Origin of the sequence: Paenibacillus camelliae (assembly GCF_023715345.1) — a bacterium.
GTDB lineage: Bacteria > Bacillota > Bacilli > Paenibacillales > Paenibacillaceae > Pristimantibacillus > Pristimantibacillus camelliae.
In genome coordinates, this window is sequence record NZ_JAMBNY010000001.1 from 608,274 (window position 1) to 627,215 (window position 18,942).

General features: G+C 42.3%; 13 protein-coding genes, 1 pseudogene and 1 other annotated feature (1 of these 15 cut by a window edge). Of the genes and pseudogenes, 2 read left to right on the plus strand and 12 right to left on the minus strand.

What is annotated here, in order from left to right; translation table 11 throughout:
* Positions 1-34 (minus strand) — a binding site (T-box leader) (it extends 174 nt beyond the left edge of the window).
* Positions 35-102: 68 nt separating this feature from the next.
* From M3180_RS02885 to M3180_RS02930, 10 genes are all read right to left on the minus strand, one after another.
* A complete protein-coding gene (locus tag M3180_RS02885) occupies positions 103-1,719 on the minus strand; it encodes a helix-turn-helix domain-containing protein (RefSeq protein ID WP_251665709.1) in 1,617 nt (538 codons plus the stop codon).
* A complete protein-coding gene (locus M3180_RS02890; protein WP_251665710.1) occupies positions 1,720-3,525 on the minus strand; it encodes a cache domain-containing sensor histidine kinase in 1,806 nt (601 codons plus the stop codon). It lies immediately after the preceding gene.
* Positions 3,526-3,590: 65 nt separating this feature from the next.
* Positions 3,591-5,024 carry an extracellular solute-binding protein gene (locus tag M3180_RS02895; protein WP_251665711.1) on the minus strand — a complete coding sequence of 478 codons (1,434 nt, stop codon included), beginning with the start codon at positions 5,022-5,024 and terminating at the stop codon, positions 3,591-3,593.
* A gap of 122 nt (positions 5,025-5,146) precedes the next feature.
* The gene (locus M3180_RS02900) at positions 5,147-5,980 is read right to left on the minus strand and encodes a carbohydrate ABC transporter permease (RefSeq protein WP_251665712.1); all 834 of its coding nucleotides are present in this window, start codon (positions 5,978-5,980) and stop codon (positions 5,147-5,149) included.
* Positions 5,980-6,900: a carbohydrate ABC transporter permease gene (locus tag M3180_RS02905; protein WP_251665713.1), complete on the minus strand. Its 921-nt coding sequence runs from the start codon at positions 6,898-6,900 to the stop codon at positions 5,980-5,982. Before M3180_RS02905 ends, M3180_RS02900 begins: the two co-directional genes overlap by 1 nt.
* Before the next feature lie 223 nt (positions 6,901-7,123).
* Entirely contained in the window at positions 7,124-8,248 is a 1,125-nt protein-coding gene (locus M3180_RS02910) for a glycoside hydrolase family 88 protein (protein WP_251665714.1), read from the minus strand.
* Positions 8,249-8,269: 21 nt separating this feature from the next.
* Positions 8,270-10,051 (minus strand): heparinase II/III domain-containing protein, encoded by a 1,782-nt coding sequence (locus M3180_RS02915; protein WP_251665715.1) that lies wholly within the window; start codon positions 10,049-10,051, stop codon positions 8,270-8,272.
* A 189-nt stretch (positions 10,052-10,240) separates the two neighbouring features.
* Positions 10,241-11,323 (minus strand): hypothetical protein, encoded by a 1,083-nt coding sequence (locus M3180_RS02920; protein WP_251665716.1) that lies wholly within the window; start codon positions 11,321-11,323, stop codon positions 10,241-10,243.
* Positions 11,324-11,410: 87 nt separating this feature from the next.
* A complete protein-coding gene (locus M3180_RS02925; protein ID WP_251665717.1) occupies positions 11,411-12,295 on the minus strand; it encodes a prenyltransferase/squalene oxidase repeat-containing protein in 885 nt (294 codons plus the stop codon).
* Between the two features lie 35 nt (positions 12,296-12,330).
* Positions 12,331-13,200, minus strand: a complete 870-nt coding sequence (locus M3180_RS02930; RefSeq protein ID WP_251665718.1) for a prenyltransferase/squalene oxidase repeat-containing protein — start codon at positions 13,198-13,200, stop codon at positions 12,331-12,333.
* A 197-nt stretch (positions 13,201-13,397) separates the two neighbouring features.
* Between M3180_RS02930 and M3180_RS02935 the strand changes: the two are divergent.
* Positions 13,398-13,526 (plus strand): annotated as a pseudogene (locus M3180_RS02935) (transposase); the annotation flags it as partial.
* 137 nt (positions 13,527-13,663) lie between these two features.
* Here the strand turns inward: M3180_RS02935 and M3180_RS02940 are convergent.
* Together M3180_RS02940 and M3180_RS02945 are read right to left on the minus strand one after the other, a co-directional pair.
* Positions 13,664-14,275: a lysozyme inhibitor LprI family protein gene (locus M3180_RS02940; RefSeq protein WP_251665719.1), complete on the minus strand. Its 612-nt coding sequence runs from the start codon at positions 14,273-14,275 to the stop codon at positions 13,664-13,666.
* Positions 14,276-14,427: 152 nt separating this feature from the next.
* A complete protein-coding gene (locus M3180_RS02945; protein WP_251665720.1) occupies positions 14,428-17,013 on the minus strand; it encodes an adenosylcobalamin-dependent ribonucleoside-diphosphate reductase in 2,586 nt (861 codons plus the stop codon).
* Between the two features lie 185 nt (positions 17,014-17,198).
* Between M3180_RS02945 and M3180_RS02950 the strand changes: the two genes are divergently transcribed.
* Complete coding sequence (locus M3180_RS02950; RefSeq protein ID WP_251665721.1) at positions 17,199-18,938, plus strand: DEAD/DEAH box helicase; 1,740 nt, start codon at positions 17,199-17,201, stop codon at positions 18,936-18,938.
* Positions 18,939-18,942 lie beyond the last annotated feature (4 nt).

Consider the following 18,942-nt stretch of genomic DNA (forward strand, 5'->3'; position numbering starts at 1 on the left):
CAAAGCTGCTACTGCGCTCTTTCACAGTATGAATTATTTAGATTACAGACAGTATAGCTGAATCTCAAAAATGTTGTCAACTATTAACCGAAAAATGTTCAGTTAGCGTTTATGTCGATACTCCGTTGGCGTAATGCCTTGACAGCTTTTGAACAATTTATTAAAGTAGCTCGGATTATCATAGCCAAGCTGCTCGCATATTGCCGTGACAGATAGTGTCGTCTGATCAAGAAGCTCCTTAGCTCGCTTCATTTTAGTTCGGATGACATATTCAATAAAGGTTTCTCCTGTTTCTTTCTTAAATAATCTACTGAAATAACTGGCATTGAGATGCAAGTACTCCGCGATATCTTCCAGACCAATACGCTGATCCATATGAGCCTCTACAAATTGATATGCATCCATCACTTCCTTACGCTGTGATCTTGCTTGTTCCTCCTCGACATTCAGCATAAGCTCCATATGCTCTAACAGCCATTTGTGGATTTCTGTAAGCGAACCGAGCTCGTTAACCTCCTGGTGCAAATACTCTACCGTTTGAGCAGCTCGGAAATACGTTCTTGAATGCTGCTTTAAGCGAATATCTAATACGAGCTTTAACAGCCAGTCTTTAACGTTTTCCGGCTCATAACGCTCCGCTGCGATGTGATCGATCCACCATTGAATCAGCTGTAGCAATTGCCGATGATCACGCTTTATTATACATTCTGAAAACTGCTGACATGCTTTATCATAAACGGCAAAGATATCGTTAGGTTGAGTGGTCAGTGATCGCAGCGAGGCGATTGATGCTGGCTGCATATAAAAGTGACAATATCGGTCTTCCATTAGCTGGTTCAAGGACTGCTTGAGTCCAGTCGTATTCAGATCACATAGACTGCCTATTACAAAGTTTATCGACAGCTTAAGCGAGCCTTTTATTGCTTGCTGCAGCTGTAACAAACAATTTCGAAGCAGATCATACGCATTAACCTTCAAGCAAGATGAGCAGCTATATAGCAATACCCATTCATTTTGTCGACTCGGTATTAATAGTAGTTCGTTCGCGTAAGAGGTGACCTGCAACGCTTCCTCCAGCACATTCGTTACCGCAAAGCTAAGAGAATGCTCAGAATGGAAGCGTTGCTTTGCCGTGCGGTAATCAACCAGTCTGCCAATGGCAGCAATTACACCTTGTTTATCGTCTAATGCCAGTCCTAATGCGTTTAACTCACGTTTCCACTCATCTGCATTCCAGTAAGGCTGCTGCACTGCTGACTGCAGCCATTTTGTTTTAAGTGCGTCCCGCGAACGATTAATGAGCAATCTCATTTGCTTCTGCTCATCATGATAACGTTTTTCTTCAGCTAAGCTATAAGCAAAGCGCTGCATAATCCGCTGTAAATCGTCAGGGTCTAGTGTATCCTTCACAATATAATCCTGCACTTGCAGCTGCATCGCTTCTCTGGCGTAATGAAACTCACTGTGGCAAGATAGAATAACGACCTTGAGCTCTCTTCGCTCCCCCTTCAGCTCACGAATCAGCTCAAGTCCATTCATCTTAGGCATACCTATATCCGTCACTAATATATCAGGCATAGACTGCTGTGCAGCATTCCATGCATCGTATCCATTCTCATAAATGCCAGCCAGCTGAAGGCCAAGCTCTTCCCAAGCAATCATCTCCGATAGCAGCTCTAATACAGGATAATCGTCATCTACCAGCATGACACTGTACATCTATGCTTCATCCTCTCTGTATGGAATCAACATTGTAACGGTCGTGCCCTCTGCGGCGCTGCTGTCAATGCGAAATTCAAACTGCTCCGCAAAAAGTATCGATAAACGCTCGTAAACGTTTGCAAGTCCTAAGCTAGATAGGCCTTTCCCTTTATCTTCCTCACTAGGTGGTTCTGCTTGAGCAAGTCTTGAACGTAAGGCTGACAACGAATCCTCATCAATTCCGTGGCCATTATCCTGAATGAAAACTTTTACGAAGTGATGCTCAACGTTCGCGATAAGCGTGATCGTGCCTGCTCTTTGCTGTAAACCATGAATCATTGCATTCTCGATAACAGGCTGTAGCAAGAAACGCGGTACTCTAGCCATCATCGCTTCAGATGACACCTCAAGCTTCAGCTCTACCTTTTCCTTCTGACGCATATTCATCAGCTTCATATAATCGAGAATTGTTACAATTTCCTCATGCAATGTAATCATTTCATCCTTACGATCAATGGTCATTCGTAGTAAGCGCGATAAAGACGAGAGCATCTCTGCGCTTTCCTTATCTCCCTTATACAGCACCTTCATACGTATTGAGTTCAGTACATTGAATAAAAAGTGAGGATTGATCTGTGCCTGTAGCATCGCTAATTCGGCTTTTCTCTTGCGCATCTGTTCAGCTGTAATTTCCGTAATCATTTGCTTAATCCGATCTAGCATCTGATCGATGGAGTTGCCTAGGCGGCCAATCTCATCGCGTCCTCGAATATTAGATCGCACTTCTAGATTACCTCGCTCTACGATACGGGCTACTCTGCCTAGCCTAACTAAAGGCCTCGTAAACGTACGAATTAAGCCAATTAATAGAAGGAGAAAGATAATAAATACAATCACTTGAAGTAAAAAAACCGTCTTAAAATTACGATTAATTTCTCCAATTGCTGTTTCATATGGAATAAGAGACACAAGTCTCCACCCTGCGACCTCTGTATTAGTCTGAGTGACTAATACATCCTTTTGCGCTAGCTGGATAATGGTCGATTCTGCTCCAATATGCTCCAAATAATCTAGGCGCTCACCTAGTCTTTGTTGATCGATATGAGATATGATGGAATGCTGCTCATCAACTAGCATAACCTCTACCTCTGCATTGGTCTGCTCGAACATGCGATGAATATAATTTTCCGTTACCGTAACGACAACATAAGCATAAATCCTCATATTTGCGCTGCGTAATGTTCTTGCTACTGACAGCTGCGAGCGCTGCTTCGTCCGTTCGAATAGATAAGGAGAGGGATGAGTCTTTACCCAATAAAGCTCTGATCCCTTCAAATGCTCTAGCTGCTTAAACCATTCCTGCTGAAAAAGCAGCTTAGGATCATATTCTTCTACCGGATAATTCGTAAAATATCTTCCATTGGGCAGCAGTATCGTGACATACGCCTTTTCTCCAATCATCGAAATATTATCTATTTTATTCGTCACGGTATAGCGATCAGCAAATTCTCGATATTCCGCATTTTCCCCACTATATTGTTTCCCAGCAGCCTGTTCCTTCAAGATCGTATTCATCTCTGGATCAACGAGTATATAGTTAGATATGTAGAGCATATAGCGGAATACATTCGATAAATTGCTATTAATAAGCTGGAGCTGATCCTCTGCACTGGAAGAAACCTGCTGTCGCACCGTTTCTCGCGTAAGCGCATTCGATACGATTAACGTAATAAGGGTAGGAATAAGTAAACAGGCAATAGAAGCCGCAATTAATTTATAACGAAACGCTCCATCCGTTATCCATTGCATCCACTTCCCTTGCATGAACACTCCCCCTTCTACAATAAAAGAGGCGGATGAGCCGCCTCTTAAGGAACATAGTAATCCATTTATTGATTGTTGTCGATAATATTTTGCACTTCTGTAATCATATTCTGCAGCGTCGTATCTAGATCCTGCGAGCCTAGAATCATAAGCTCATATTCCTCATTGATTGCTTTATAAACTTCTGCCTGATACGTTACCGGCGGAATGATCTTTCCTGACTTGGATATCGACAATACATGGATAAGTGATTCTTTATCTACCTTCTCAGGGCTTAACGTGACGCTCAGTATATTATCAATAATCGTACCGAGCTGATCATCTGAGATTTGCTTCCAAGATGGAATATTCAAGCCATATTTACTTAGACCTTCTGTCGTATACCAGCGAATAAATTGATAAGCTTCCTTCTTATGCTTCGATTGTTCAGCTACAGCCATAAAATCAGTCGTCACCATCGTGTAGCCAATCTCATCAGCTGCATTGTTTTTTGGAATAGGGGCAATTGCTACTTGGTGATTAAGTGGGTTCTGCTCCGTACCACCAAGCTCACTGTTCATCCAGCTTCCGATCATAACCATACTTGCTGATTGATTGAAGAACTGTGTGCGATAATGCAATTTTTGCGACAGCATATCTGCATATGGTGTTGAAGAGCCATCTTCTCTTTCCATCTGTACACGCAGCTCTAATGTGCGCTTAAACATCGGATCATCCAAATTCGAGCTGCCATCTCCCTTAAGAAAATCAGTATTATCCGCTCGATTAGCAAGCGCTAAACGCATATATTCCATCCAGCCGCCATTTTGTGGACCGTGGAAATACGTCCCATAACGTTTAGCTGCTCCTTCACCCGTGGTAAGCTGCTTCGCATATTGTGCAAATTCATCCCAGGTCCAATCGGTAGGAACATCTAGTCCAGCTTCATCAAGATGATCCTTGTTAAGCATGACATACCATGGATTAAATTTACCTGGCAGTGCATAGTAGCTGCCATTCATCACTGTATCTACTTTATATTCATTCGTAACGGTATAGCCTTCCTCTGAGATAAAGGAATCAATGGAAGCAACCATTCCTAGTCCAACACGCTGTGCATACGATGCTGGATCACTAAACATTAAAATATCAAGCTGTTCACCCGAAGCAGCTGCTAGGTCTAGCTTCTGCGTTGCTTCCTGTGTGTCACCCTTTTCGCTTAATAGGATGAGGTCGATGCTGATATGTGGAAAAGCCTCCTCAAAAGCAGCTATCGTCTCTTCCCAGTTATATTGAGCCTCGGTACCATGTGTATGAAACTTTAACGTTACCTCCTCCTGCTGCTCCTCAGTAGCTGCAGGCTCAGGACTTGTCTCTGTAGTTGTAGCCGGCGTCTGTTCAGAATTGTTATTGTTTGTCTGATTATTGTTAGTCTGGTTATTATTTGCACTAGAGCAACCTGCCAGCAAACTAGCAATGAGTATAAGGACCATCAATAAACTAAACTTTCCTTGTTTCATCTTAACCCTCCTTGTAAACGCTTTAATATCATTACAGCTTCATTTTACCAATGATGCCCTGCAACTCGATTCATGTAAATTGACTTTTTGTAGCACTATTTTTACTTCTTGCTGCGCCAGCACTATCCTTTTATACCACCAAGAGCAATACCTTCAAGCACTCTTTTTTGTCCAATAACAAACAGAATAAGCAAAGGTACAATAGCCGAAACTGCGGCAGCCATAATTAGAGAATAGAACTCGCCATTAATCGAGGTGAACTTTTGCATCGCAAGTTGGATCGGATAAAGCGCATCTGTACGCAAGAAGATGAAGGGATTCTGGTAATCATTCCATGTCCATATAAATCGAAGAATGGCATAGGTTGCGACAGCCGGTGTAATGAGTGGCAATGCAATTTTAGCGAATATCCGAAAATGTCCCGCTCCATCGATTTTGGCAGATTCAATATAGTCATTAGGCAGCCCCATGAAAAATTGACGCAGCATAAACGTTCCTAATACACTGAAGCCGTTCAGTAGAATTAGCCCAGGATGGCTATCAAAAAGACCGATCATACGATACAGAATAAACTGCGGAACGAGTATCGCCTGCTGCGGCACCATAAAGGTTGCTAGCACGATAAAAAACAGCCATTTGCTCGCCTTAAAATTAATTTTAGAAAAACCATAGGCAGCAAGTGCAGATACTGTGCATGACAATATGGTTGTCGCTACACTTACCTTAATCGAATTCCAATAGTATTTATAGAATGGATGCTTCCCGAACCATACCTCCTCGTAGTTACGAAAGCCAATCCACTCTGATGGAATCCATTGAATAGGATACGTAAACACCTCACCCTCTAGCTTAAAGGATGCAGACAGCATCCAAGCAAAGGGTAGAAGAAATAGAATACCTACTACAGCCATCAACACTGTAATGATTCCTTTAAGTGCGACTTCTTTTTTTCTCATTAGTAGTTCACCCACTTTTTCTGACCAATCCACTGGATAATCGTAATGAGCAAAATACAGCCAAAGAGCACTAACGCCATCGAAGAGGCATAGCCGACCTCTAAGCTTACAAAAGCCGATTCATAAATGCTCCATACCATTACATTCGTCGAGCCTGCAGGTCCGCCCTGCGTCAAAACGGCGATGAGATCAAATACTTTGAATGTGTAAATAATGCCGGTAATGAGTAGAAAAAAGGTTGTTGGTGATAGCAATGGAATGGTGATCCGTGTAAGCCGGTACCAACCGCCTGCACCATCAATCTCAGCTGCCTCGTACAAATCCTTCGGGATCGACTGTAGTCCAGCCAAATAAACAATCATATTAAAGCCAATCGATATCCATACCGAAATCATCATAACGGAAATAAGTGCATATTGCGGATCAGCAATCCACTTCGGCGGGTCATCGATGCCTAACGTCATAAGAAACTGATTAACTGGACCTACAGATGGGTGAAATAAAACACGCCATACGGTTGCTACTGCAACAACACTTGAAATATACGGCAAGAAATAGATTACCTTAAACCACGATTTTGCGTAAACATAGCGGTTAATGATGATAGCTAAAAACAGCGAAATAATCATATATGCGGGGACAGTAAACAAAAACAGGAAATTGTTCTTCAGGGCACGAATAAACTTCTTGTCCTCCACCAGTCTCTCAAAATTATCTATGCCGATCCACTTAATTCCTTTAATTCCACTGATCATATTCCATTCGGTAAAGCTAATATAGAAAGCTGCTAATATCGGTAGCAAAACCATACAGCTGACGCCCAAAAGCATCGGCGTTACAAATATGAAGCCTGCGATTGTCTCTTTCGTCTGCATCGAGCTTCGTCGTCGCTTCACCTTTACTTGTTGGCTATTGTCCATTTAACCACCTCGCTTGACACTTGATGCTACCATTGTACAAAATATACTTTTGCTTGCTGTAACGCTATTTTGATCGAAATGAAACTATTTTGACTTTTATAAGGTTGAATGAAAAAAAGAAACAGCTGAGCAGTCACTCAGCTGTTAGGCTTGCAAGGTCGAATCTGTGCAAATCGTATGATCGTTAGAAGAATCGTGTCCAATATAAAAGTAAAATGGCTATTTACCAGAACAGCTCTGTGTGGCCATTTAGTTGTGCAATAGCCTCAGCAAAATAATAATCACCATAGATGAGCGGAACATCGACATTACGCTGCTCTGGAAAATGACTCGTACCGTGCAGCAGCAAGCCCTCCTCCGCTTCAAGATCCCATGTTCCATAATGCTTATAGAGTGAGTAGATGATTTTTTCAGCTGAATTGCGGTAAAGTGCCTGCTCTTCCACACTGACCATACGAGAGAGGAGCAGTAAGCCTGAAGCCGCGCATGCAGCTGCTGAAGAATCTCTCGGGTTAGCGATCTGCTCTGGCAGACGGAAGTCCCAATGTGGTACGTAATCATCAGGAAGATTAGCTATAAAGAAATGAGCGACACGTTTAGCAGCATCGAGATATCGTTCATCTTTCGTATATTGATAAGCAAGTGTCATCCCATACAGCGCCCATGCTGTGCCTCTAGACCAAGCAGAGTTTGGCGCATAGCCTTGACCGCCAAGCACTTCATGCTGCTCGCCCGTGCTTGGATCAAAACGAACGATATGATTAACCGAGCCGTCCGGTCTAATAAAATGCTGCAGTACCATATTCGCATGCGCTTCTGCGATATGCTTGTATCTAGGATCACCGCTTTCCTGTGTCGCCCAAAACAATAGTGGTAGATTCATCATGCAGTCAATTATGGCTAGACCAGAGTTATCCTCTCCAGGACTCCATGGATTCCAAGCTCGAATATAGTTTCCCTTATTATTAAATCTTGCGCTTAATAGATTGGCAGCAAGCAGCCCTTTTCGTTTTGCCGATGCTTCACCTAATAGCTTATAGCGAGCAACACTCGTCAACGTCCACATAAATCCGATATCATGATCAAGACGTTCATAATCTAAAATGACTTGATCGAGCTGTGATTCGCACGATTGTGCATAGCTGCGCAGTCGATCATCCTTCGTATCGCGATAAATCAGCCATAAAAGCCCTGGCCAAAAGCCTGCAGTCCACCACGAGGCAGGCTCCAATTGATAGACTCCCGCTACACTTGCATGTGGAAAGCGATCCTGAATTCTTTCACTCGTTTTCTCTACCTTCTTAACAATCTTCTCCCAAGCTTCAGCTTGCCATGCTTTCTGATTCATAATCCACACTCCTTTAATATGCTATTGAAATGATGAATCTGATTCTCGCCGTAATTCAAAGGTAAACGTTAGCGTCTTACTTGTTAGCGATGCCGTTGGCCGAAAATCTAATCGGTATAGCACTGTCCGCTTGCCGAAATGATCGATATATTCAAAGGCTTCGCTCTCAAAAGCTAGCTCAGCTGAATCAAAGCTAATGATAACGCTTGCAGATTGGTGTGAAATGATAAGTTGATTAGGATTAAGTGTCTCAGGCTTATGAGCTACAATAAAACGCTCGATCACCGACATGGATTGGGAATTAGATAGAAATTTATCATGCAGGACAAGCCTTCCTCGCGTTTTCTCCCATTGAAATTTGCGGGTGAAGCCTGATAAATGCTTGCTTGCATACGCCTCTCTTAAATCTAGCGTCATCGAATCGACATCATCGCTCGTCTCGCATTGCAGTAGCACTGCTCGGCTGTGTGAGCCCGGCTGTTGCAGCTCCCCATCAATGATTGGCACGGAGTGGCCTGCTGAGCTAGCACATATATACTCATAACGCTTCTCACCAAAATAATCTCGTGTATACAAACCGCTGCCTGCATCAACAAGCAGTGAGTGACCGTCTACTGCTAATATAAAATGACCCAGATCATTATGATTATGTGGCTCTGCATTATGTCCGCCTTTAGCTGCAAAAGCGAAGCTGCTACCAGCTCGTTCTGCTCTAGATACAAGCCATTGTGCTTGCTTCATTATATAGGTTTCAGTAGGCCAAGGAGCACCGTTATCTTCCATCGTCCATAGCAAATTCCTCACTGCAGGTGCCCAGCGTCCACAATGATCCTCATGAAAGGCCGCCGCTGCATTTTCTTCCGGTATATGTACCTCTTTATATTGTGCATGCAGATACTGTGTCAGCCCCATATATACCCCAACCTGGGGCAAGGAATCTGAAAAGTTCACGACTGATTTTCCAGACAGGAAGCATTTTTGCTGAAAAAGTGCGATCTGCTTCACCTTTTCTGTAGCAAGCAGTCTCGATTGACCGTTTCGATATGCTCTCAATAAATCCATAAAATAAATAAAATAGCCAAACCCGTACTGCCAGTAAGAATAGCCTTCCTTGCAAGCTCCGTCATCGTCAAATCCATCAAGATAATGAATCATCGCCTGCTCTGAGCGCTGAAGGATAGCTTCTAGCTTTTCTTGCTCATCCTTCAAGTAATATATTGCCGCTGCACCAATTGATCCAGCACATACTGATGCCCAGTTATGCTCGGCCTTCTCCCACCAGATAGACTCTTCTGCTAGAAATGGCTCAAGTACGCGATGGAGCACCTCCTGCCTCATTCGTTGTCTAAGTGACTCTGGCAAGCGTTCACCGATGAGTTCACTAAGCTCTGCCAGCGTAAATGCTGTCTCCGCTGCAAATAAATCGATGGAGCGAGCATCGTCATAATGAGCTGGTAAGCACCATGTGAATTCCTCACATATCGCCTCAATTATGTTTTGTAAGCCTTTAACATAACGCTCCTCGCATGGTTGGATAATCACCATTAGCGCTAATGCAGTCAGTCGCTTTCTTCTAGCAAAATAGAGCTGTTCATATTGCTGCCTTGAGCCTGTTTTCTTAAACAGATCAAACGTATCCATGTCCAGTGTCGGTATCTGCTCATGAAGTAATTTTTGCGCTTCATGTTCAATTTGCTGCACCATTTCTTTGTTGAGATTGGTTCTACTTTCGGGATTAGCACGTAAGGAATGGATTCCTCTTTTTAGCAGCAATAGGCCATTCGTAAAATGGTAATTGTTCATATCCCCCACCTTCCCACTTCCAAATCGTGAAATGTCTAATGGCAACCATCATCTTGATCATATCAGTAATGAACTATGCTGACATCCTATTTTTTTGACTTGATGGTGCATTATCTTTACATCAACAAGAGCAATGAAGCAAGTGGTCGGACATGTGCACCCTAGCACTTGTTCCGACCACTTGCCTGTTTAGCGTATTGAATGATCATCATGATTGTTCATTCTGTGCTTCAAATGATCTAGAAATGACTGTGGCTCATCCACACGTAATACAATTGCTGAAATGGTCTTACTTATGCCATAGGAGCCCTTTACGTTAATAGGTTCCTTTAGTTGAATATGAAACTGGGGAGTATCGAATCTTAGATGTGCGATGTAGAGGTCTTTTGGCTGCTTCTCACCTAAGCCTATTTCTTTAGCTTTATCAATGGATTGAATACTATGTAGGGGAATAGATATGTCACATTGAATACCTAGACGGATATGAAGTCTATCGTTATGTAATAGGTTAGGTAAATATCGAAATGAGTTACTTAAAGCGATTAGATACAGTATTGCGTAAGCATTCAGCACTAAAGCAATCCATGCAATAATGTCATTCCACATGCTTAACAAAAAGTGCAAGCCTACAGCTTCTAAAGTGATAATGATGATAAAGACAATGACGATGGGCTTAATTTGAGAATGCCTGTGGTATGTATAATAGCTGTCTTGTGGGAGCGAAGGCTTTCTAAACAGCACGCCTATCGAATAATACATGACTTTTATTTCTGTCATCACAATTTCAAGCAAAGCACCTTTACTTAATAGTGGAACTAGCGCTTCATGTAAGCTATCCATCGGTTGTGCTTCATTATTATTCCTCGCTAGCTTATAGCGTTTTATTATGAAGTATAATCGTATCGCGATATACAAAACAATAACGACCTCTAGAAGAGGTATGAGCCAGCGCAATAGCGTTTTAAGAAATTCTTTTTGCTCAACTGGCGTTATCCAATACGTACACGCGATTGACGCTATAAATATGATATAAGTGAACCCTGCCTTACCATTCTTAGGCTTAACAATCAACATATAATACAGTAATGGTAAGAGCACGATCCCCAAGACATTAAAGATGTTTACGGTCATATCATTCACTTTTAGCTGGTGAAATAACATGTACATGCAACCAAAAAACAGTGCCGACACAAATAAAAAGATCATGATCATTCTTCTGTTTACACGTCTATTAGACTGTTGATGCTGCATGATAGGATCTAGCTTGCTCATCATAACACCTCTGCATATGTTGTCAATTATGGTGTAATCCAAGCTTATTGTAACATAGATGAAACAGGTTTTTGACTTAGCTCGTCCTTATAATAGCCCAAAAGATTTTAAAGTTTTCAATCGATCAACTGTAATAAAGCCTCGCCATTCCAAGCCTACACCGGGACTAATCTCAGGCCAATTAATTGGCCATCCGCCATCCTCCATTTGCCCGTTCAACAGGTGAGACAGATGTACATCAAATTCACTCTCTGATATAAACTTCGCAGCATAGCTTTCTCTAGACGGAGCCCAATCTAGAACTTTGTGGGTATAGCCTTCGGCGTTAGGATCCCGTTCTATCGTTTCGGACTTTGATAATGCTGGGTCCAGCTTTGAGTTGATGATTATCTCTGCTCTTTGGCGATCCGGTACATGCTCCAGAAATGTAATCCATTGCACGCCATCATGATATTCTTCTGGATGCTTTTCCTCCATATAGCTCCACACGAATCGAAGAGATTGTTGAAACCATTCTTCATTATAAAAGTCATTAACTACTTGTTGCTTTAACAGAAGTCCCATCATTCGTCCAGTAGGGTTAATATTCGCTATAAGCTCCTTATGATTACTCCACCAAGGGGCATGAGGATACTCATGCAGTACGGGTAATGTAACTGGGAATCCACCAGTTTCAACTGTAATGGATCTGAGATAGTTAACAATTCCTCGGATTATATCTTGATCATAGTATCCGATCTCATCCATTATGAGAAGGGCGACCTCTGTTGCAATCGGTTGGCTATGCGGACATCGAATATCGGGCTCAAGTGAATTTCCAAACCCTCCATCTGGATTCTGATAAGCTGCAAGCGCAGATATGACAGCTTCCTTACTACCTCCTTCAAAAAAATATTCAAAGCGTCGTCTATCCAACAATCTAGCGTTCTTATACATAAATGTTTTCGCTTTATCTATAATCTTGATATCCATAACATCACCTCATAATAAATTTTACGTTCTGTACACTAGATCGCTGTATTTTTGGTTTCAATCATATGATGATGCTGAAGTGCTCTTAAAGCATCCATTGTCCAGATACTTTTCCATGCTACGGCTGACTCTTCAATCGCATGCCAATTCAATACAAAATGACCATCCTCAGCTTGCGTATCAATTTCGTTTTCTAAGCTTCGGATGACATCATGTTGTATACGTAAAAATAACGGACTATTCGGTGAGTGAGCGAAGAAAAACGGTTTTGCACAATAGGTTGTAGCCCACTTTTCACGATTCGTTTCAATGATTTCGGGTATATTATTGGCCAACATTTCCAATATCTTTGTTTGATGGGGCTCATCAATTCTTACTGCTAGACGAAGTAAACATAGAGCATCTAAAAAATAATATTCATCGTCTGAATCTTTGAAAGCAACCATACAACTTATAGCTTTTTCAGTGACATGGGTGAGAAAATCAACTGGGACAAGTTCTCTATACTCATATAAATAACCTACCAATTCAGCGCAAGGATTATCTAACCAACCACGATTCTGTTGGTAAGGTCTCCCCTGCCAACCCTCATGCTCATGATCATAGGCAGCTATTAAATAGTTAATACCTTTCTGAACGATCTCATCGTTGATCGTTGCACCAACCTCACTAAGGTATTGAAAGGCCATACTTGTATCCATTACATTCGTAATGACAGCATGTCCTTCTCCCAAATTCCTAAAGCCCCCATCTTCACCCTGATAATTTTTCAGTGCGTTTATAACATGACCTGAAGAACCATGTTCAAAATAGTAGCGGAATAAATGCTGCTCTATATCTCTACCGTGACTCATCAAGTAATCCTTTGCCCGCAGGAATTGCTCTAATGATAGCTTTTTCTTCACTTCAAGCCTCCTTTGAAGTAACAACTTTTTACATTAGTTGTATTCGATAGCAGGTGGTCATTTCCTTTTACTATGGCTAGACAGAAATATATGCGCCTAGCTATTGATAGAAATGAATTAGCCCCTAACTTGAAAAAACTACGCAATCGGAGCTTTCACACAAATAATTTAGATTTACATTATATATAAACTCTATTATATTTGCCTTCTTGAAGGCTAATTTAGGTTTCACTCGTTTTATGCTTCGAGGGAAATCTAAAGTCGAATATGATATTGGTCTAGCATTAATGGCTGTTAACTTGAGAAAGTATGCGGTGAAGACGTAAGTTTTCACCCATAAGTAACAAGCAATATGCAACAGGGATGAAATCTGAATCGATTTCATCCCTGTTTTGTTTATGAGAAGCTAGTTTTGTCTCAGCCTCTTTATGAGTTTTTATCTAAAGAGCTATTAAATTGCCTTTTAATCTGTCATATATTCGTTAACTAATTCATAACATCTTTCCTTTGTTGACTCGTATGTAGATATATAATAAGCAACATTTTCAAACGTTCCGCCTTCATACTTTTTTCTTTCCTCGTTCGCGGTATCTTCTTTTTGTTCTATCCACTTAATTTGCTCTGTTTTTAAAGTATCCATTGTCTCTGGAGATAACTTTTCTTTTAGCAAAGCATAAATTTCATTTAATGCTTTATCATACATTTCGTAAGAAATTCCATAATAGTTCTTCATAGCGTTTGTTACACCTTCATCGGAATCCTTCTTTTCTGGTAAAGCATCAAGTTCCTTTTGAATGTTATCCAATTTTTCTATAAACTCTTTTTTTCTTGCTTCTATTTTTGATACTGTATCTTCTATAGAGTCTTCCTGTAAGTTTTCATTCTCTGTCGAAACTTCTTTATCTGTGTTATTAGGTGGCTCACTTGAAAATGTATCCGTGCTCTCTGATATTTCATCGTCTTCAATCTGATTATCGATTGATACCTTGTCATCAGATGAATTCCCACAAGCTGACAAACCAATTATTAAGATAACTAACAGAAATGCTGTAATAAAAAATTTACTATTATTCATTGTAGACTCCAATCCTTATTCATAGGTTATTGCTATAGCACTCATTATAACAGAACTGACAATACCTTTTTAATACAAAGAAAGTGCATCTAAATTTAAGATGCACCCTCTTATTTTTATTTCATTATCTATTGTATAAAATTACACTTTACTTATCCACACTTACTATAGCCGCAAGAGCTGCATTGCTTACAACCTTCAATATTAATGAGACTTGCTGAGCCGCAGGATGGGCATAGATCAACGCCGTCTGCGCTCCCTTTGTGCGTGTGAGTTTCAACAGTTGGCGCTACAGTTGACGCCACAGTATCCTCAGCTAGGAAATGTCCTGGAAGGGAATGCTCAGCCGCTGAAGCATGCTCCTTATTCTGCAGGTGAAGCTCTAACGCCTTCGCAACAGCGTCAGCAATAGACTCCACACGATGCTGACCGAAGCCGATTGCACCAGTGCCTCCGATGCCTTTCAAATGCTTAATAAGCAGCTGTACCTTGTTGCCATGATCGCCGTAGCGAAGGAACAATGAGCACACGCGGCCAAGTGCTTCCGCCATAGCAAATACATCAGAGCCTGCTTTACCAACGATAAGGAATATTTCAGAAGGCACATCATCTAGATCATTGATCGTAATATATGCCATACCAAGCGGCGTGTTCATACGATACGTCGCTCCAAGCAATACCTGTGGACGACGCTTATATTGACGATCATCGCTGCTCGCAACGGAGCGAGTCTGACCAGCTACATCCATTGCACCTGTCGCTGGCTCAGTAATGCTTGCAGCAGCTTCTTGAGCAGGCTGCACCTCATCCTTCTTCTCTTCATCCTTTGAAGATGTGGACAGCACCTGTACATCACGGCTACCATCACGATAGATCGTTACACCTTTACAGCCAAGCTCATATGCAAGCTCGTATAGCTTTTCTGTTTCTTCGACAGTAAAGTCGTTCGGACAGTTCGCTGTTTTAGAGATTGAGCTATCCACCCAGCGCTGGATGGCTGCTTGAACACGAATATGATCCTCTGCTGTTAGACTCATTGCCGTAACAAAGTAATCCGGCAGCTCTTGGTTAGGATGTGCATCAAGCCACTGCTGCGCAATCGGAACGTATTGAGCATCGAAGCCTAGACGACTTTGACGATAATATTGGAATGCAAAATAAGGCTCAATTCCGGTAGAAGTACCAACCATCGTACCGGTAGATCCAGTAGGCGCCTGAGTAATAACTGTAACGTTGCGCATACCTGTCGCGCGAATCGCCTCTTCAACCTCAGGGAACTCCAAAATCATATTTTTCATAAATCCGCTTTGCAGGAATAGATCAGCGTCGAACGCTTCGAAGCTTCCTTTCTCACCAGCGATTTCTGCGGAAGCAAGATATGCCTCCTTCGCAATAAAGCCATACAGCTTATCAAGGAATTTCAAAGATTCCGGTGATCCATAGCGTACCTTCAGCTTAATCATCAGCTCAGCAAGCCCCATCGAACCAAGACCAATGCGTCGCTCCTTTTTCTGATTTTTCTCATTTTCTTCAAAATGATATGGTGTACGATCGATAACGTTATCGAGGAAGCGAACAGACCAGCGCGTCACTTTACCAAGCTCGTCCCACGCCACATCATCGTTAGCTTCATCATAAAACTTAGATAAATTGATGGCCGACAGGTTACATACGCCCCAAGCTGGAAGTCCCTGTTCACCACAAGGATTTGTACAAATAATCGGATTGAAGTACCAGCTGTTAGACATATTGTTGTAGCGCTCCATAAACACAACGCCTGGCTCAGCAGATTTCCATGCCGATTCAATTATCGTATGCCAGATCTCTCTTGCCTTCATTACAGAATGAACGTGTACCGGTTTACCAAGCTTACGCCAAGCGTCCAGGTCGCCATTCCACAGCTCATCGTATTCTGGATCTGTCGTATCTGGGAATACGAGCTCCCAATCTCCATCCTGCTTAACAGCCTCCATGAAGGCGTCACTTACACAAACTGAAAGGTTCGCATTTGTAATTTTACCCATTGATTGCTTAACGGTAATAAACTCCATCACGTCTGGATGCCAATCATTAATCATAAGCATCAACGCACCGCGCCGGCTTCCGCCCTGCTCAATCAAACCAGTAGTATAGCTGAATAATCCGCCCCACGAAACGGAACCACTTGAGGAGCCGTTAACTCCTGCAACAACGGTACGCTTTGGACGAAGAGATGACAAGTTAATGCCTACGCCTCCGCCTCGCGCCATAATCTCAGTCATTTCTGTCAATGTTGCCATAATTCCGCCACGGCTATCATGCGGAGATGGGATAACATAGCAGTTGAATAGTGTTAGCTCATCGCTTGCTCCAGCTCCAGCAGCAATCCGACCGCCTGGAACTAGCTTCCAATCATCTAAAATATAGCGAAAACGCTCCTGCCAAAGCTGCTGTTCCTTAGAAGCTTCAACACTGGACATTGCTGCGGCTAATCGATCCCACATTTCTGCTGGTGTTTTTTCCAATGTATGTGTAAGCTTGGCAATCGTTGTCGTAACCGTCTCACCACTTCGCATTAAGACATCTACCTCGTCTCCGCGACGAACGATTACTTCCCCCGCTTCCTTAACCGGAAACGCCAAGTCTTCCTTTAACAAAACAAGTACTGTATCCCCAGGCTGCGCTTGAGAAGCATCAGCATTTTTTCGTGCATAACGGTCTAGAAAAATCTTCTCACTCAAACCTTGCAACGTGCTCATCTAAGTCACTCCTCATCAAATTATCCAATATGTAGTGCCTAAATAATAATAACATACAATATATAGTTTTTATAGTCTTGCTTTTTGAACGTTTTAGTAACTAAGCTTTCCGATGCCCACTCAGATTATGTTTACCATCGTTTGGGGAATACTAGAGCTAAGCAATGATAGATAAAGGAGCAACTATGAATAATCGATTATTTACTACAAATTCTTCGAATGACGATACGCATCAAAAACCAATACATCCTGCTGTTAATGTAAACTTTCAGCGTGAGTGGTTTAAGGAACTGCAGCAGCGCATCGAGCATAATGGACCGTGGGATCAATGGAGCATGTTCCAGCTCGCAATGGAGGCGCGTGAAGCAACCGTCATCCATTCGTTTGATGAGCTGTTATGCCTTCGCAGCTTGCCTAGCATTGAGCCGATGCCTCATCAGCTGGAAACTGCAAAGCGAGTGCTGAATGAAATGGGTGGTCGTGCAATTCTCGCCGATGAGGTCGGCTTAGGTAAAACGATCGAAGCTGGCTTAATTCTTAAGGAATATTTATTGCGCGGGCTTGTAAAAAAAGCTTTAATTCTCGTGCCTGCCTCGCTTGTGCTGCAGTGGGTACGTGAATTGAATACGAAATTCGGCATTGCGGCGGTGGCACAAAAAAAATCCCATAGCTGGGGCTATGAGATTGTGGTTGCATCGATCGATACCGCAAAGCGCGATCCTCATAGAGAAGTAGTGCTAGCTACTGATTATGATCTAATCATTATTGACGAAGCACATAAATTAAAAAATAAAAAGACAACCAACTATCAATTTGCAACACAGCTTAGCAAAAAGTATTGCTTGCTGCTTACGGCTACACCGATTCAAAACAATCTTGAGGAGCTATTTAACTTGATTTCTTTACTGAAGCCTGGTCAGCTAGGCGCTCAAGGGGAATTTAATAGCAATTACGTGGCAGATAAGAGACTTCCAAAAAACGAAGAGCAGCTGCAGCACATCCTATCCTCCATTATGATTCGCAATCGTCGAGGTGACGGAGGGATTCATTTTACAAAACGTATCGTTCGCAATATAACACTGGAGCTCTCAAAGGAAGAGCAGGCACTCTATGACGCAGTGACGGATTTCGTCCAGCAGCAAGCTAATCAAGATGGAATTGATATAAGCAGCATTCTTTCGTTAGTGACGCTTCAACGAGAAGTGTGCAGCAGTCGAGATGCTGTTTTTTTAACCCTTGTCAATATGTTCAAAAAAACAGCTGAGGATTCTCCAGTTCGTGCTCGCGTATGGGAGCTCGTTGAAGTCATTCGTGCAATCACCTCCAACACGAAAGCAGAAAAAGCGCTTGAAATTATTAATGAGTGCGAAGGTAAGGTCATTCTATTCACAGAGTATCGAGCGACGCAGGAGTATTTGCTTCAATTCTTCGAGAAGCATAACATTCCAGCTGTTCCTTACCGTGGTGGCATGAATCGCGGTAAGAAGGATTGGATGATGGATATATTCCGCGGCAGAGCACGCGTGCTGATCGCTACAGAAGCCGGAGGTGAAGGTATCAATCTACAATTTTGCAACAATATGATTAACTTTGATCTTCCGTGGAATCCAATGCGTGTTGAGCAGCGTATTGGCCGTGTACATCGTCTTGGTCAGACCGAGGACGTAAACATTTTTAATTTGTGCACTAAAAATACAATCGAAGAACATATTCTTCATCTGCTGCACGAAAAAATAAACCTGTTCGAGCTAGTTATCGGCGAGCTTGATCATATTATCGAGCGGCTCGAATCTAAAGAAGGCTCGATCGAGCAGCGCTTAGCTAAAGCCATTCTTCGCTCTCGCAGCAGTCAGCAGTTGCATGAAGAGATTGATCATATCGGCGCAAGTATTACGACCTATCAAGAAGACAAAATTAATAATTAACCGA

Bases quoted from the DNA above. Each gene is read 5' to 3' on its own strand.
- M3180_RS02905 (WP_251665713.1), bottom strand. From the start codon at position 6,900: ATGGACAATAGCCAACAAGTAAAGGTGAAGCGACGACGAAGCTCGATG.
- M3180_RS02950 (WP_251665721.1), top strand. From the start codon at position 17,199: ATGAATAATCGATTATTTACTACAAATTCTTCGAATGACGATACGCAT.
- M3180_RS02920 (WP_251665716.1), bottom strand. From the start codon at position 11,323: ATGAGCAAGCTAGATCCTATCATGCAGCATCAACAGTCTAATAGACGT.
- M3180_RS02915 (WP_251665715.1), bottom strand. From the start codon at position 10,051: ATGAACAATTACCATTTTACGAATGGCCTATTGCTGCTAAAAAGAGGA.
- M3180_RS02885 (WP_251665709.1), bottom strand. From the start codon at position 1,719: ATGTACAGTGTCATGCTGGTAGATGACGATTATCCTGTATTAGAGCTG.
- M3180_RS02895 (WP_251665711.1), bottom strand. From the start codon at position 5,024: ATGAAACAAGGAAAGTTTAGTTTATTGATGGTCCTTATACTCATTGCT.
- M3180_RS02900 (WP_251665712.1), bottom strand. From the start codon at position 5,980: ATGAGAAAAAAAGAAGTCGCACTTAAAGGAATCATTACAGTGTTGATG.
- M3180_RS02940 (WP_251665719.1), bottom strand. From the start codon at position 14,275: ATGAATAATAGTAAATTTTTTATTACAGCATTTCTGTTAGTTATCTTA.
- M3180_RS02910 (WP_251665714.1), bottom strand. From the start codon at position 8,248: ATGAATCAGAAAGCATGGCAAGCTGAAGCTTGGGAGAAGATTGTTAAG.
- M3180_RS02945 (WP_251665720.1), bottom strand. From the start codon at position 17,013: ATGAGCACGTTGCAAGGTTTGAGTGAGAAGATTTTTCTAGACCGTTAT.
- M3180_RS02890 (WP_251665710.1), bottom strand. From the start codon at position 3,525: ATGCAAGGGAAGTGGATGCAATGGATAACGGATGGAGCGTTTCGTTAT.
- M3180_RS02925 (WP_251665717.1), bottom strand. From the start codon at position 12,295: ATGGATATCAAGATTATAGATAAAGCGAAAACATTTATGTATAAGAAC.